This is a genomic window from Kitasatospora sp. NPDC094016 (genome assembly GCF_040304045.1).
Classification (GTDB): Bacteria; Actinomycetota; Actinomycetes; order Streptomycetales; family Streptomycetaceae; genus Kitasatospora.
On record NZ_JBEOUK010000003.1, the window covers coordinates 216,766 to 229,800 of the forward strand.

Genomic DNA, 13,035 nt, shown 5'->3' on the forward strand with positions numbered 1-13,035 from the left:
GGGGGCTCCGGCACCGGACGCACCGGAACACGACCGAGGGCCGGACTCCCGGAGGAGTCCGGCCCTCAGGCCACTGCTACGGAACTCAGGCAGCGACGACGGCGACGTCGAGGTTGGCCTGGACGTCGGCGTGCAGCTTGACCGAGACCTTGTGGGTGCCCACGGTCTTGATCGGCGAGGCGATCGCGACGGCGCGCTTGTCCACAGCCGGGCCGCCGGCGGCCTTGATGGCCTCCACGACGTCGGCCTGGGTCACCGAACCGAACAGACGGCCGGCGTCGCCCGAGCGAACGGCCAGCTTGACCTGGACGCCCTCGAGCTTGCCCTTGACCTCGTTGGCGGCCTCAAGGGTCTGGATCTCGTGGATCTTGCGGGCGCGACGGATCGCGTCGACGTCCTTCTGGCCGCCCTTGGTCCAGCGGATGGCGTAGCCACGCGGAACCAGGTAGTTGCGGGCGTAGCCGTCCTTGACCTCGACGACCTCGCCGGCGGAGCCGAGACCCGGCACCTCGTGCGTGAGGATGATCTTCATTACTTGGTCACCCTCTCTTAGCGCGCGGTGCTGGTGTAGGGCAGCAGCGCCATCTCACGGCTGTTCTTCACGGCCGTGGCGACGTCGCGCTGGTGCTGGGTGCAGTTGCCGGTGACCCGGCGGGCACGGATCTTGCCGCGGTCGGAGATGAACTTCCGCAGCAGGTTCGTGTCCTTGTAGTCAACGTAGTTGACCTTGTCCTTGCAGAAGACGCAAACCTTCTTCTTCGGCTTGCGAGCAGGCGGCTTCGCCATTGTGTGCTCCATTTGGGGTTCACGGCCCGGCCCGCGTCCTCAGGACGCCGGCGGCCGGGCCGCACGAAATCTGTCAGCTCTTAGAACGGGGGCTCTTCCGAGAAGCCGCCACCGGACGGGGCGCCCCAGCTGCCGCCGCCCTGCTGGCCGCCGGACGGAGTGCTGGACGCCCACGGGTCGTCGGAGGGGCCGGACTGGCCGCCGCCGCCGGAGTTTCCACCCCAGCTGCCGCCGCCCTGCTGGCCGCCACCGCCGCCCCAACCGCCCTGCTGGCCACCGCCGCCGCCCTGCTGGCCGCCGAAGCCGCCACCAGAACCGCCGGGGCCACCGGACCGGTTGGCCCGGGTGACCTTCGCGGTCGCCGAGCGCAGGCTCGGGCCGACCTCGTCGACCTCGACCTCGAAGACCGTCCGCTTCTCGCCTTCCTTGGTCTCGTAAGACCGCTGGCGCAGTCGGCCCTGCACGATGACGCGCATGCCGCGCTGCAGCGACTCGGCCACGTTCTCCGCCGGCTGCCGCCAGACGTTGCACGTGAGGAAGAGGCTCTCGCCGTCCTTCCACTCGTTCGTCTGACGGTCGAAGGTGCGGGGGGTGGACGCGATACGGAACTTCGCGACCGCCGCACCCGACGGGGTGAAGCGCAGCTCGGGGTCGTCGACGAGATTGCCGACGAGGGTGATGACGGTCTCGCCTGCCATGGTGGTGATGACCTCTCGGGAAGATGTCCGTTCACCGCTGTTTCACGTGAAACAGCGGACGCGAGCTACCCGAGACCCGAAGGCCTCAGAGGTGGCTCAGTGGGTGTCCGGGCGCAGGACCTTGGTCCGCAGAACCGACTCGCTCAGGCCCATCTGGCGGTCGAGCTCCTTGACGACCTCAGGCGTGGCCTTCAGGTCGATGACCGAGTAGATGCCCTCGGACTGCTTGTTGATCTCGTAAGCCAGACGGCGACGACCCCAGGTGTCGACCTTCTCCACCTTGCCGCCGGCGTTCCGGACGACGGTGAGGAAGTTCTCGATCAGGGGGGAGACAGCGCGCTCCTCGACCGAGGGGTCGAGGATGACCATCACCTCGTAGTGACGCATGGGTAACCCACCTCCTTTGGACTCAACGGCCACGGTCTCTCCGTGGCAGGAGGGTTGTGCAGCGTCGGCACCGGAGCAGTGACGACACCGGCCACCGTAGCGGCCGGGTCCGACAATCGGGCCCCGCTCACCCGACGGGGTGGTCGCCCGGAAGAGGGCGCAAGGGGGCACAACTACACCAGTGCAGACGGCACAGCCTACCCGCACCCGGACGGCCGAACAAAACGCATAGGGGTTGTGAGACCGACCCAACCGCCGCAATCTGGACGGAACGGGATTCCTGCCCGTTCGTCTCCACGCCAGGAGGTGGGACTCATGGCCCAGTCCGTCCACCGCATGCCCGCGCTCACACTGAACACCGACGGCCACCCGCACCCCCGCGAGAACGCCCTGGTGGGCCTCACCGCCGTGCTGGGCGTGATCGCCTTCACCACCTCGTTCTTCCACAACCTGCACCTGCTGACCTCGTGGACCGGTCTGTTCGGGATCATCACGGGGCTGCTCGGCATGTTCGTCTCGGTCACCACGGCCGAGCGCTTCGTGCTGATGATCACGCTCGGCGCCTCCGCCATCGGCTTCTACCTCGGCATCGCCCGGGGCGGCCTCTGGGGCTGAGCCGCCCCGGTCGCACCCGTTCCGGAACCCTCGGCGCCCCCGTGGCGTATCTGCAAGGAGACAGGTACGCGACGGGGGCGCCGTCGCGCCCGCAGCGGCGGGCGCCCGGGCCCCGGACGATAGGGTCAGCCCGAGAACCTGGGCCCACCGCAGCCCGACCGACGAGGAGCACCGAGCAATGAGCCTGCGCCTGAGGACGATCACCCGCGAGGAGCACCTCGCCTTCATCAGGAGCCGCGCCTCGGCCAGCCACATGCAGGTGCCGTCGTGGGGTGACGTGAAGGCCGAGTGGCGCTCGGAGTCGATCGGCTGGTTCGACGAGGCCAACCAGCTCGTCGGCGCCGGCCTGGTGCTCTACCGGCAGCTGCCCAAGCTCAAGCGCTACCTCGCCTACCTGCCCGAGGGCCCGGTCATCGACTGGTTCGACCGGGACCTCGACCGCTGGCTCTCCCCGATGCTCGCCCACCTCAAGTCCCAGGGCGCGTTCTCGGTCAAGATGGGCCCGCCGATCGTCATCCGCCGCTGGAACGCCCCCACCATCAAGGAGGCCATCGCCGGCAAGCAGGCCAAGCGCCTGCGCGACGTCGAGGCCGACTGGTACGAGGCGCGCGCCTTCGAGGTGGCCGACCGGCTGCGCAAGGCCGGCTGGCTGCAGGGCGAGGACGGCGGCGCCGGCTTCGGCGACGTCCAGCCCCGCTACGTCTTCCAGGTGCCGCTGGCCAACCGCTCGCTGGACGACATCCACAAGAACTTCAACCAGCTCTGGCGCCGCAACATCAAGAAGGCCGAGAAGAGCGGCGTCGAGGTGTACCAGGGCGGCTACGACGAGCTGCCGATCTTCCACCAGCTCTACCTGGTGACCGCCGAGCGCGACAAGTTCACCCCGCGCCCGCTGTCCTACTTCCAGCGGATGTGGAAGGCCCTCACCGCCGAGGACCAGAACCGGATGCGGCTCTACATCGCCTACCACGACGGCGAGCCGCTGGCCGCGACCACGATGCTGGTGGTCGGCGAGCACGTCTGGTACTCCTACGGCGCCTCGGCCAACCACAAGCGCGAGGTCAAGCCGTCCAACGCGATCCAGTGGCGGATGATGCGCGACTCCTACGCGCTCGGCGGCGGCGTCTACGACCTGCGCGGCATCAGCGACACTCTGGACGAGAACGACCACCTGTTCGGCCTGATCCAGTTCAAGGTCGGCACCGGCGGCCAGGCCGCCGAGTACCTCGGCGAGTGGGACTTCCCGCTCAACAAGCTGCTGCACAAGGCCCTCGACCTCTACATGTCCCGCCGCTGAGGAGGCTGACCCGATGACGCTGTCGCTCTACCTCGACACCGAACGCTGGCGCACCCACCAGCGCTCCGTCCTCGCCGAGTTCCCCGGCCTGGTGCCGGTCGCCAAGGGGAACGGCTACGGCCTGGGCAACCACCGGCTGGCCGAGGAGGCGACGCTGCTGGGCACCGGTGTGCTGGCCGTCGGCACCGCGTACGAGGCGGCCGACGCCGCCGAATGGTACGGCGGCGAGCTGCTGGTGCTCACCCCGTACCGGGTCGGCGAGGAGGCCCTGCCGCTGCCGCACGCCCGGGTGATCCGGACGGTGGCGAACCTGGACGCGCTGCGGGCGCTGCACGGCACCCGGGTGGTGGTGGAGTGCATGACCTCCATGCGCCGCCACGGGGTGAGCGCCGCCGACCTCACGGCCGTCGCCGCCGAGCTGGACGGCGTCGCCTTCGAGGGCCTGGCGCTGCACCTGCCGATGGACCGGCCGGACGGCTCCAGCCCGACCGAGGAGGTCGTCCACTGGGTGGACACCGCCCGGGCGGCCGGGGTGCCGGTGCACACCGTGTACGTCAGCCACCTCGGCGCGGCCGGCATGGAGCAGCTGGCCCAGCGCTACCCGGACATCGTCTTCCGGGCCCGGATCGGCACCCGGCTCTGGCTGGGCGACCACGGCGCGCTGGAGGTCCGGGCCACGGTGCTGGACGTCACCCCGGTGAAGAAGGGCGACCGCTACGGCTACCGCCAGCACCCCGCGCCGGCCGACGGCCACATCGTGGTGGTGGCCGGCGGCACCGCGCACGGCATCGGCCTGGAGGCGCCGAAGTACGTGCAGACCATGGCCTCCCGGGCCAAGGGCATCGCCCGGGCCGGCCTGGCGACCGTCAACAAGACCAAGTCGCCGTTCCACTGGGCCGGCAAGCAGCTCTGGTTCGCCGAGCCGCCGCACATGCAGGTCTCGCTGCTGTTCCTGGACGGCGAGACCAAGCCCCCCGCGATCGGCGAGGAGCTCGGCCTCCAGGTCCGGCACACCACCACGCACTTCGACCGCGTGGTGGACCGCTAGGGCGTGCGAAGCGCCTGAGAGCGGCTACGCCTTCTCGGCCGGCTCCGGCAGTCCTGGCTCGTCCAGCCACTGCTCGGAGCCGGCCGGCGCGTATCCGGCGTAGCTCTCCTCCTCGCGCAGCGTCCGGGCGGTGCCGAGCACGAACACGTCCGGGGCCCGGTCGAGCACCCCGCCCGACGGGTCGTCGCTGCCGTCCCAGCGCACCGGGTCGCGGTCCGGCTGCAGGGCGTCGCGGACCACCATGACCACCAGGTAGAGCGTGCCCAGCAGGTGCAGCACGACCGCGAAGTGGTACCAGGCCTCGCCGATCCCGTGCTGCTTGGGCCCGGTGACGAAGCCCAGGTGGGACCAGATGCCCAGGGTGTACAGCACCTCGCAGGCCTGCCAGATCAGGAAGTCCCGCCAGCGCGGCCGGGCCAGCACCGCGAGCGGCAGCAGCCAGAGCGCGTACTGCGGCGAGTACACCTTGTTGACCAGCACGAACAGGGCGACCACCAGGAAGGCCAGCTGCGCGAAGCGCGGGCGGCGGGGCGCCGAGAAGCCGAGCCACGCTATGGCCAGGCAGCCGAGGACCATCAGCACGCCGATGTAGACGTCGAGGTCGGCCAGCCCCGTACCCCGGCTCTGCATCAGGATCAGCCAGAACGAGCCGTAGTCCTCGGCGCGGTGCTTGCTGAACACGTAGAAGGTCGACCAGCCCTGCCAGTTGGCCGCCATGATCGGCAGGTTGACCAGCAGCCAGGAGCCGGCCGCGCCGGCCAGCATCACCCGGAACTCGCGCCACTTCCCGGCTCGCCAGCAGAGCACCAGCAGGGGGCCGATCAGCAGCACCGGGTAGAGCTTGGCCGCAGTGGCCAGGCCGATGAAGACACCCGCCCAGCCGGGCCGGGAGCCGGACCACCAGGCCATCGCCACGGCGGCCAGCGCGACCGCGAGGAGGTCCCAGTTGACCGTGCCGTTCAGCAGCAGGACGGGCGCGAGCGCGAACAGCAGGGCGTCCCAGGGGCGGCGGCGGTGGGTGCGCGAGAGCGCCACCACGGCGACCACCGCGCAGGCCATCAGCAGCCCCGCGTTGATCGCCCAGAACCACCGCTCCTGGTCCTGCGCGGTGCCGGCGCCGGGCGTCAGCCAGGCCGCGACCTGCATGAACAGGCCGGTCAGCACCGGGTATTCGAGGTACTGCAGATCCCCCGAGGTGCCCGGGATGCGGTCCACGTACGGGTGCAGCCCGGCCGAGAAGCCGCGGCCGGAGAACAGGTGCGGGATGTCGCTGTAGCAGGCGTGGATGTACTGCGGCGAACCCGGCTGGAACCAGGCCTGGTTGTAGCAGGGCGCCTTCTGCACCATGCCGAGCACCGAGATCACGATCACCGCCAGCGCCAGGAAGCGCGCCGGGATCCACCAGGAGACGCCCAGCAGCGCCCGGCGGCCCGGCGGGCCGCCGATCACCTCGCTGCCGGCCGCCGCCACCGGGTCCTCGTCGGCCGGGACGACCACGGTGTTGACCGGCGGCGCGGCCGTGGCGACGGCCGGCCCGACCGGTCCTGCGGCGTCGCCGGGCCCGACCGGCCCTGCGGATTCGTCACGATCGCTCGACGTCATGCCGGACATCCTGCCGCACCGGCCCCACCGGGACGAGGAGGACCCCGCAACGGGCCCGGCCTCCGTCGCCCGGCGGCACGGCGAATCATGACGAAACGGCGGTGGCGGCCCTCCGGAGAGGGCCGCCACCGCCGTTCGGTTCATCCGCTCAGCGGGTGGTGGTCAGGGCAGCAGCGCGTTCTGCCCACCGCCACCGCCGGTCGAGGACGGGGTCGGCGGCTTGCCGGTCGGCTTGCTGCTCGTCGGCGGGGGGTCCGTCGGCGGCGCCGTGGGCGGGGGCGTGGTGCAGCCGAGGAGCCCGCAGCTGTTCGTCGGACCGGGGTTGGTCCTGGTGTGCGACGGCGTCTGGCTCGGCTGCGTGCCCGGGCAGTCCACGCCCGGGACACAGCCCGGGCCCTGGCTGGACACGGGCGGCTGCGGCTGGTTGTTGTTGGTCGGCGGCGGCTGGTTGTTGGCCGGCTGGGTCGCGGGCGGGGCCGACGGGGTTTCGCTCGTCGTCGGCGTGGGCGTCATGCTCGGCGAGACCGGGGCGCCGGAGGAGTCCACTTCGGTGCCGACCGGCTGCGGGGCCGGGAAGTCCACCTTCTTCTCGTTGGCCAGCGCGGCCTTCATGTACCGGGTGAAGACGTCGGTCGGGATGTCACCGCCGTGGATGGACTCCTTGCCGCCGGTGCCGTTGAGCGACAGCCGCTCGTGCTTGCTCGGGTCCTCGCGCCACATCGCGACGCTGGTCACCAGCTGCGGGGTGTAGCCGACCCACCAGGCCGACTTGTTCTGGTCGGTGGTACCGGTCTTGCCGGCCACCGGGCGGCCCAGCTCCTTGGCCTTGAAACCGGTACCGTTCTTCACCACGTTCACCAGCACGTCGGTGACGTTGTCCGCGACGGCCGGCTCCAGGGCGACCTTGGAGTCCTTCTTGCCGAAGCCGGGGCGCTCGGTGCCGTTCACCTCGACCTTGGTGACCGAGTAGGGCTCGGCCTCCTTGCCGCTGGCGGCCAGGGTGCCGTAGGCGGTGGCCATCCGGATCGGGCTGATGGTGGAGGTGCCGAGGGCGAAGGTCGGGGTCTTCGGGTCGGCGAAGCTCTCCTTCCGGACGCCCATCTGCTCGGCGATGTTGGCCACGTTCTGACCGCCGACGTCCTGGTTGAGCTGGACGAAGGGCACGTTGTAGGAGTTCTGCATGGCCGCCCGCAGCGAGACGTAGCCGCGCTTGCCGGAGTCCTCGTTCTTCTGCCGGTAGGGCTTGCCGTCGTCGCCGATCACCAACGAGCCGTCCGGCTTGCGGATCTCGGACATGTCGTCGGACAGGTAGCGGCTGTCGGCGTTGATCCGCTTCGGCTTGCCCTTGTCGTCGGTGGCCGTCTGGACGCCGATCTGCATGGCGGTCGCCAGCACGAAGGGCTTGAAGGTCGAGCCGACCTGGACGCCGATGGCGTCGGCGTTGTTGTCGAAGTGGCCGTTCTCCACGCCGTCGCCGCCGTAGAGGGCGACGATCGCGCCGTCGCCGGGGCGGATGCTGGCGGAGCCGAACTGGATGAAGGTGTCGTTGTTGGGGCGCTTCTGGGCGTTGAGGTTCTCGCCCTTGACGTCGTCGACGGCCTTCTTCAGGGCGTCGACCTTGTCCTTCTCGAAGGTGGTGTAGACCTTCAGGCCGCCCTTGTCGATCACCTGCTGGGTGATCGACTTGTCGGTGGCCATCAGGTACTTGTTGGCGGTGTCGACCAGGTAGCTGACCTCACCGTTCATGCTGGAGTTGGGCTTCACCGGAATCGGGTCGGGGAACGTGGCGCACTTGGCGCGCTCCTCCGGGGTGATGGCCTTGGTCTTCACCATGTTCTCGAGGATCCAGGCCCACCGCCCCTGGGCCCGCTCCTTGTTCTCCGGCTTCGTCGGGTCGTAGTACGACGCGCCCTTCAACAGGCCGGCCAGCATGGCGCTCTGACAGAGGTCGAGGTCCTTGGCGTCGACCCCGTAGTAGGCCTGTGCGGCGGCCTGGGCGCCGTTCGAGCCGCGGCCGAACCAGCTGGTGTTCAGGTACCCCTTGAGGATGTCCGGCTTCTGCATCTTCTGATTGATCTTCAGCGTGATGAAGAATTCCTTCAGCTTGCGGCTGAGGGTCTGCTCCTGGCTGAGGTACGCGTTCTTGACGTACTGCTGGGTGATCGTCGAGGCGCCCTGGGTCTCGCCGCCCTTGGCCATGTTGTAGACGGCGCGGAGCATGCCCTTGGGGTCGATGCCGCTGTCCTCGCGGAAGGTCTGGTTCTCCGCCGCGATCACGGCGTTCTGCAGGTTGGGGCTGATGTCGGAGAGCTCGACGATCTGACGGTTCGTCTCGCCCTTGCGGGTCATCTCCGAGCCGTCGGCCCAGTAGTAGATCGTGTTCTGGTCCTTCATCAGATCCTTGAGCTGCGGGATCTCGGTGGTCTGGTAGAGGTAGAACACCCCGCCCACGCAGGTGGCGAAGAAGATCAGGAAGCCGCTCAGCCACTGCCGCCAGGACGGCAGCCAGCGCCGGACGCCGGTCTTGCCGAAGCGCGGGTAGTCGATGAACCGCTTCTTGCCGGGGCCTGCGGCGGCGGCCGCGGACGCGGTGGCGGCGGCAGCACCGCGCCGGCCGCCCTTGCCGCCCTTCTGGGCGGCCTTGCGCATCTCGGCGCGGCCCATCCGGGGTTGCTGAGCGGTCTCCCGTTCGCCGGGGGGGCGCCGGCGGCCGATGCCGTCCGAGCTCACCTCGTCCCGGCCGGGTCCGCCCTGACGGCCACCACCACCCGGGGGCTGCTGCCCGTCACCGCCCGGGCTGGGCGTCCTTCGCCGTCGTTCACTCATGTTGCAGCCACTCCTCGCCAGGCGGTTCCAGCCTGAAGGCAGGGTTCACGTCCGATGCCCGCCAACCGCCCTAACCCCGGAGGTGGTCCTCGTGCACACGCGACAGCGTACGCAGCCGGGAATCCCAACTAATCGGGCATCAGTCCCCAATGACCGCAAAACGGCAGCAGATCATTACACGCCCGTTGCCAATCACTCCTGCGCGTCGGCTTGTGATCACCTTCACGCGTGCCCCCCTTGCCCGTTCCGAGGACCCGGTTTAGTGTTCTCGATATATCGAGCCGATACATCGACGCGGCATACCGCCCGATGCAGCGGCCGGATCAACGGCCGAGAGGAAGGAGGACGACGGCAATGGGCAGGCGCTCAGGAGTGCTGGAGTTCGCCGTTCTCGGTCTGCTCCACGACGCCCCGATGCACGGCTACGAGCTGCGCAAGCGGCTCAACGTCCTGCTCGGAACGTTGCGGGCGTTCTCGTACGGAACGCTCTACCCGTGCCTGAAGAGCCTGGTCGCCCAGGGTTTCCTGGTCGAGGACAACCCGGACGTCGAGTACGTCCCGGCCACCGCGCTCAACGGCAAGCGGTCCAAGACCGTCTACCGGCTCTCCCCCGAAGGCAAGCAGCGCTTCGAGGAGCTGCTCGCCGACTCCGGGCCCGACGCCTGGGAGGACGAGCACTTCGGCGTCCACTTCGCGTTCTTCGGTCAGACCGACCGGGCCGTGCGGATGCGCGTCCTGGAAGGGCGCCGCAGCCGGCTGGAGGAGCGACTGGAGAAGATGCGCAACTCGCTGGCCCGGGCCCGCGAGCGGTTCGACGACTACACCGTCGAGCTGCAGCGGCACGGACTGGAGTCGGTGGAGCGCGAGGTCCGGTGGCTCAACGAGCTGATCGAGACCGAGCGGGCCAACCGCACCGGCCGGACCGGGCCCGCGACCGGCGGCAACACCACCGCCGTACCCCACAAGACTTCGGACGGCCGTGACCAGGAGGAAGGGTCCCAGGACCCGCCCGGGCCACCGTACGACCGCCCGGGGCGCTCCGCCCAGGAGCGCTGACACCGCGTCAGCCCTGTGCCGCGCGGCAGGAGTGGGCGCCTCGCGCCCGTACAAGCAGTCATCGAAGAAGCAGGACGAGTGCCGTCGACCCCGGCGGCCCTCATGAGATCACAGGGAGCAACCGGAATGGGTTCGGTTCGCGTAGCCATCGTGGGCGTGGGCAACTGCGCCGCGTCGCTGGTGCAGGGTGTCGAGTACTACAAGGACGCCGACCCGGCCGGCAAGGTCCCCGGGCTGATGCACGTCCAGTTCGGTGAGTACCACGTCCGCGACGTGGAGTTCGTCGCCGCGTTCGACGTCGACGCCAAGAAGGTCGGCTTCGACCTGGCCGACGCCATCGGCAGCAGCGAGAACAACACCATCAAGATCTGCGACGTGCCGCCGACCGGCGTCACCGTCCAGCGCGGCCACACCCTCGACGGCCTGGGCAAGTACTACCGGGAGACCATCGAGGAGTCCGACGAGACCCCGGTCGACGTCGTCCAGGTCCTCAAGGACCAGCAGGTCGACGTCCTGGTCTGCTACCTGCCCGTCGGTTCCGAGGCCGCCGCCAAGTTCTACGCCCAGTGCGCCATCGACGCCAAGGTCGCCTTCGTGAACGCCCTGCCGGTGTTCATCGCGGGCACCAAGGAGTGGGCGGACAAGTTCACCGAGGCCGGCGTGCCGATCGTCGGTGACGACATCAAGTCCCAGGTCGGCGCCACCATCACGCACCGCGTGATGGCCAAGCTGTTCGAGGACCGCGGTGTCATCCTCGAGCGCACCATGCAGCTGAACGTCGGCGGCAACATGGACTTCAAGAACATGCTCGAGCGCGAGCGCCTGGAGTCCAAGAAGATCTCCAAGACCCAGGCCGTCACCTCGCAGATCCGCGACCGCGAGCTGGGCGCCGACAACGTCCACATCGGCCCGTCGGACTACGTGGCCTGGCTGGACGACCGCAAGTGGGCGTACGTCCGCCTCGAGGGTCGCGCGTTCGGCAACGTCCCGCTGAACCTGGAGTACAAGCTCGAGGTCTGGGACTCCCCGAACTCCGCCGGTGTCATCATCGACGCCGTGCGCGCCGCGAAGATCGCCAAGGACCGCGGCATCGGCGGCCCGATCCTGTCGGCCTCCTCGTACTTCATGAAGTCCCCGCCGGTGCAGTACTTCGACGACGAGGCCAAGGAGAACGTCGAGAAGTTCATCCGCGGCGAGGTCGAGCGCTGAGGTAGCGCGCCGGAGCCGGCGGCGGGTGACCGCCGCCGGCCGCGCCGGAGGGCCCACGATCATCGGATCGTGGGCCCTCCACCGTTTCTCGACGAATGTTTCACGTGAAACAGCGGCCGGTTCCATGGCACTCTGGGCGGGTGGCGATCACCGAGAACGGCAGCACCCACCAGTCCGCACACCGTGCCACGCTTCTCGGTCTGCTCCGCGGCCGGGACTTCCGGCGGCTGCTGACCGCCCGGGTGCTCTCCCAGCTCTCGGACGGCGTCTTCCAGGTCTCGCTCGCCGCCTACGTCGTGTTCTCCCCGGAGAAGCAGTCCTCCCCCGCCGACATCGCCTCGGTGCTGGCCGTGATGCTGCTGCCGTTCTCCGTGATCGGCCCGTTCGCCGGGGTGCTGCTGGACCGCTGGCGCCGCCGCCAGGTGCTCTACTACGGCAACCTGGCCCGCTTCGGGCTCGGCCTCGTCACCGGCGCCCTGCTCCTGGCGGAGGCGCCGACCTGGCTGTTCTTCGCCTCGGCGCTGCTGGTCACCGCGCTCAACCGGTTCATCCTGGCCGGCCTGTCCGCCGCCCTGCCCCGGGTGGTCGAGCAGGACCAGCTGGTCACCGCCAACGCGCTCTCGCCCACGCTGGGCACCGTCGCCGCCGCCTCCGGCGGAGGGGTCGGCTTCCTGCTGCACCAGGTGATGACCCCCGGGCCGAAGGCCGACGCCGCGCTGGTCACGGTGGCCGCCCTGCTCTACCTGTCGGCCGCGCTGGCCGCCCGCCGGATGGACCGCGACCTGCTCGGCCCGGAGAAGCACGGCGACCGCCCGGCACTCGGCCAGGCGCTGGTCCGCGCCGCCGTCGAACTCGGCGCCGCCGTACGCCACTTGGTGCGGGACTGCCGGCCCGCCGTGCACGCGCTGGCCGCCGTCACCGCGGCCCGGTTCTGCTACGGCGTGCTGATCGTGGTCGTGGTGATGCTCGCCCGGTACACCTTCAACGACCCGGCCGACAGCGCGGCCGGACTGGTCACGCTCGGCCAGGCGGTCGGCCTGTCCGCCGCCGGGTTCTTCGTCGCCGCGGTGATCAGCCCCTGGTGCACCCGGCGGCTCGGCCTGGCCGGCTGGATGACGGTCTGCCTGGCGGCCCCGGTGCTCTTCGTCCCGGCGCTCGGCCTGAGCTTCACCCTGCTGCCCTGCCTGATCGCGGCGCTGCTGCTCGGGGTGGTCACCCAGGGCACCAAGATCTGCGCCGACACCGTCGTCCAGGAGTCGGTCGAGGACGAGTACCGCGGCCGGGTCTTCGCGATCTACGACGTTTTGTTCAACGTCGCCTTCGTGACCGCCGCCCTGGTCACGGCGCTGGTGCTGCCGCTCTCCGGCCGCTCGGTCGTGGTGGTCGTCGGGGTCGCCGCGGTGTACGGGCTCGCCGCGCTCCTCTACCTGCGCTCCGCCCGGCGGTACGGGCCGCTCCCCGGCGACCAGGCCTCCTGAAGGCCCTCGGCCCCTCGGAACGGGGGCGTCCGA

Annotated in this window: 12 protein-coding genes; 6 read left to right on the plus strand and 6 right to left on the minus strand. The window is 69.9% G+C overall.

From position 1 onward, the window contains the following. Window positions 1-85 precede the first annotated feature (85 nt). The 4 genes from rplI to rpsF form a co-directional block, all read right to left on the minus strand. Window positions 86-532, minus strand: a complete 447-nt coding sequence (rplI, locus tag ABT015_RS04490; protein WP_063348488.1) for a 50S ribosomal protein L9 — start codon at window positions 530-532, stop codon at window positions 86-88. 17 nt (window positions 533-549) lie between these two features. After that, entirely contained in the window at window positions 550-786 is a 237-nt protein-coding gene (gene rpsR / locus ABT015_RS04495; protein ID WP_030304537.1) for a 30S ribosomal protein S18, read from the minus strand. Between the two features lie 80 nt (window positions 787-866). Then, window positions 867-1,484, minus strand: coding sequence for a single-stranded DNA-binding protein (locus ABT015_RS04500; protein WP_350876693.1), 618 nt, complete (start codon window positions 1,482-1,484; stop codon window positions 867-869). A 96-nt stretch (window positions 1,485-1,580) separates the two neighbouring features. Next, the gene (rpsF, locus tag ABT015_RS04505; protein WP_063348486.1) at window positions 1,581-1,871 is read right to left on the minus strand and encodes a 30S ribosomal protein S6; all 291 of its coding nucleotides are present in this window, start codon (window positions 1,869-1,871) and stop codon (window positions 1,581-1,583) included. Window positions 1,872-2,186: 315 nt separating this feature from the next. Here rpsF and ABT015_RS04510 point away from each other — a divergent pair, with 315 nt between their 5' ends. The 3 genes from ABT015_RS04510 to ABT015_RS04520 all read left to right on the plus strand — a co-directional run bounded on the left by ABT015_RS04510 (window position 2,187) and on the right by ABT015_RS04520 (window position 4,831). Further along, the gene (locus ABT015_RS04510) at window positions 2,187-2,486 is read left to right on the plus strand and encodes a hypothetical protein (protein WP_063348485.1); all 300 of its coding nucleotides are present in this window, start codon (window positions 2,187-2,189) and stop codon (window positions 2,484-2,486) included. A 178-nt stretch (window positions 2,487-2,664) separates the two neighbouring features. Beyond that, window positions 2,665-3,783: a lipid II:glycine glycyltransferase FemX gene (locus ABT015_RS04515; RefSeq protein ID WP_063348484.1), complete on the plus strand. Its 1,119-nt coding sequence runs from the start codon at window positions 2,665-2,667 to the stop codon at window positions 3,781-3,783. Window positions 3,784-3,796: 13 nt separating this feature from the next. After that, the gene (locus tag ABT015_RS04520; RefSeq protein ID WP_350876696.1) at window positions 3,797-4,831 is read left to right on the plus strand and encodes an alanine racemase; all 1,035 of its coding nucleotides are present in this window, start codon (window positions 3,797-3,799) and stop codon (window positions 4,829-4,831) included. Between the two features lie 24 nt (window positions 4,832-4,855). Here the strand turns inward: ABT015_RS04520 and ABT015_RS04525 are convergent, their stop codons facing one another. Together ABT015_RS04525 and ABT015_RS04530 are read right to left on the minus strand one after the other, a co-directional pair. Beyond that, window positions 4,856-6,433, minus strand: a complete 1,578-nt coding sequence (locus ABT015_RS04525; RefSeq protein ID WP_350876698.1) for a glycosyltransferase family 87 protein — start codon at window positions 6,431-6,433, stop codon at window positions 4,856-4,858. Between the two features lie 162 nt (window positions 6,434-6,595). Then, complete coding sequence (locus ABT015_RS04530; RefSeq protein ID WP_350876700.1) at window positions 6,596-9,259, minus strand: transglycosylase domain-containing protein; 2,664 nt, start codon at window positions 9,257-9,259, stop codon at window positions 6,596-6,598. Window positions 9,260-9,613: 354 nt separating this feature from the next. Here ABT015_RS04530 and ABT015_RS04535 point away from each other — a divergent pair, with 354 nt between their 5' ends. The 3 genes from ABT015_RS04535 to ABT015_RS04545 all read left to right on the plus strand — a co-directional run bounded on the left by ABT015_RS04535 (window position 9,614) and on the right by ABT015_RS04545 (window position 13,002). Continuing rightward, on the plus strand, window positions 9,614-10,315 hold the full coding sequence (locus tag ABT015_RS04535) for a PadR family transcriptional regulator (RefSeq protein WP_350876702.1): 702 nt from the start codon (window positions 9,614-9,616) through the stop codon (window positions 10,313-10,315). 126 nt (window positions 10,316-10,441) lie between these two features. After that, window positions 10,442-11,524: an inositol-3-phosphate synthase gene (locus tag ABT015_RS04540; protein WP_350876704.1), complete on the plus strand. Its 1,083-nt coding sequence runs from the start codon at window positions 10,442-10,444 to the stop codon at window positions 11,522-11,524. Between the two features lie 140 nt (window positions 11,525-11,664). After that, entirely contained in the window at window positions 11,665-13,002 is a 1,338-nt protein-coding gene (locus ABT015_RS04545) for an MFS transporter (RefSeq protein WP_350876706.1), read from the plus strand. Window positions 13,003-13,035 lie beyond the last annotated feature (33 nt).

Excerpts from the sequence above, each read along its gene's own strand:
- rplI (WP_063348488.1), bottom strand. The coding sequence starts at position 532 with ATGAAGATCATCCTCACGCACGAGGTGCCGGGTCTCGGCTCCGCCGGC.
- rpsR (WP_030304537.1), bottom strand. The coding sequence starts at position 786 with ATGGCGAAGCCGCCTGCTCGCAAGCCGAAGAAGAAGGTTTGCGTCTTC.
- ABT015_RS04500 (WP_350876693.1), bottom strand. The coding sequence starts at position 1,484 with ATGGCAGGCGAGACCGTCATCACCCTCGTCGGCAATCTCGTCGACGAC.
- rpsF (WP_063348486.1), bottom strand. The coding sequence starts at position 1,871 with ATGCGTCACTACGAGGTGATGGTCATCCTCGACCCCTCGGTCGAGGAG.
- ABT015_RS04510 (WP_063348485.1), top strand. The coding sequence starts at position 2,187 with ATGGCCCAGTCCGTCCACCGCATGCCCGCGCTCACACTGAACACCGAC.
- ABT015_RS04515 (WP_063348484.1), top strand. The coding sequence starts at position 2,665 with ATGAGCCTGCGCCTGAGGACGATCACCCGCGAGGAGCACCTCGCCTTC.
- ABT015_RS04520 (WP_350876696.1), top strand. The coding sequence starts at position 3,797 with ATGACGCTGTCGCTCTACCTCGACACCGAACGCTGGCGCACCCACCAG.
- ABT015_RS04525 (WP_350876698.1), bottom strand. The coding sequence starts at position 6,433 with ATGACGTCGAGCGATCGTGACGAATCCGCAGGGCCGGTCGGGCCCGGC.
- ABT015_RS04530 (WP_350876700.1), bottom strand. The coding sequence starts at position 9,259 with ATGAGTGAACGACGGCGAAGGACGCCCAGCCCGGGCGGTGACGGGCAG.
- ABT015_RS04535 (WP_350876702.1), top strand. The coding sequence starts at position 9,614 with ATGGGCAGGCGCTCAGGAGTGCTGGAGTTCGCCGTTCTCGGTCTGCTC.
- ABT015_RS04540 (WP_350876704.1), top strand. The coding sequence starts at position 10,442 with ATGGGTTCGGTTCGCGTAGCCATCGTGGGCGTGGGCAACTGCGCCGCG.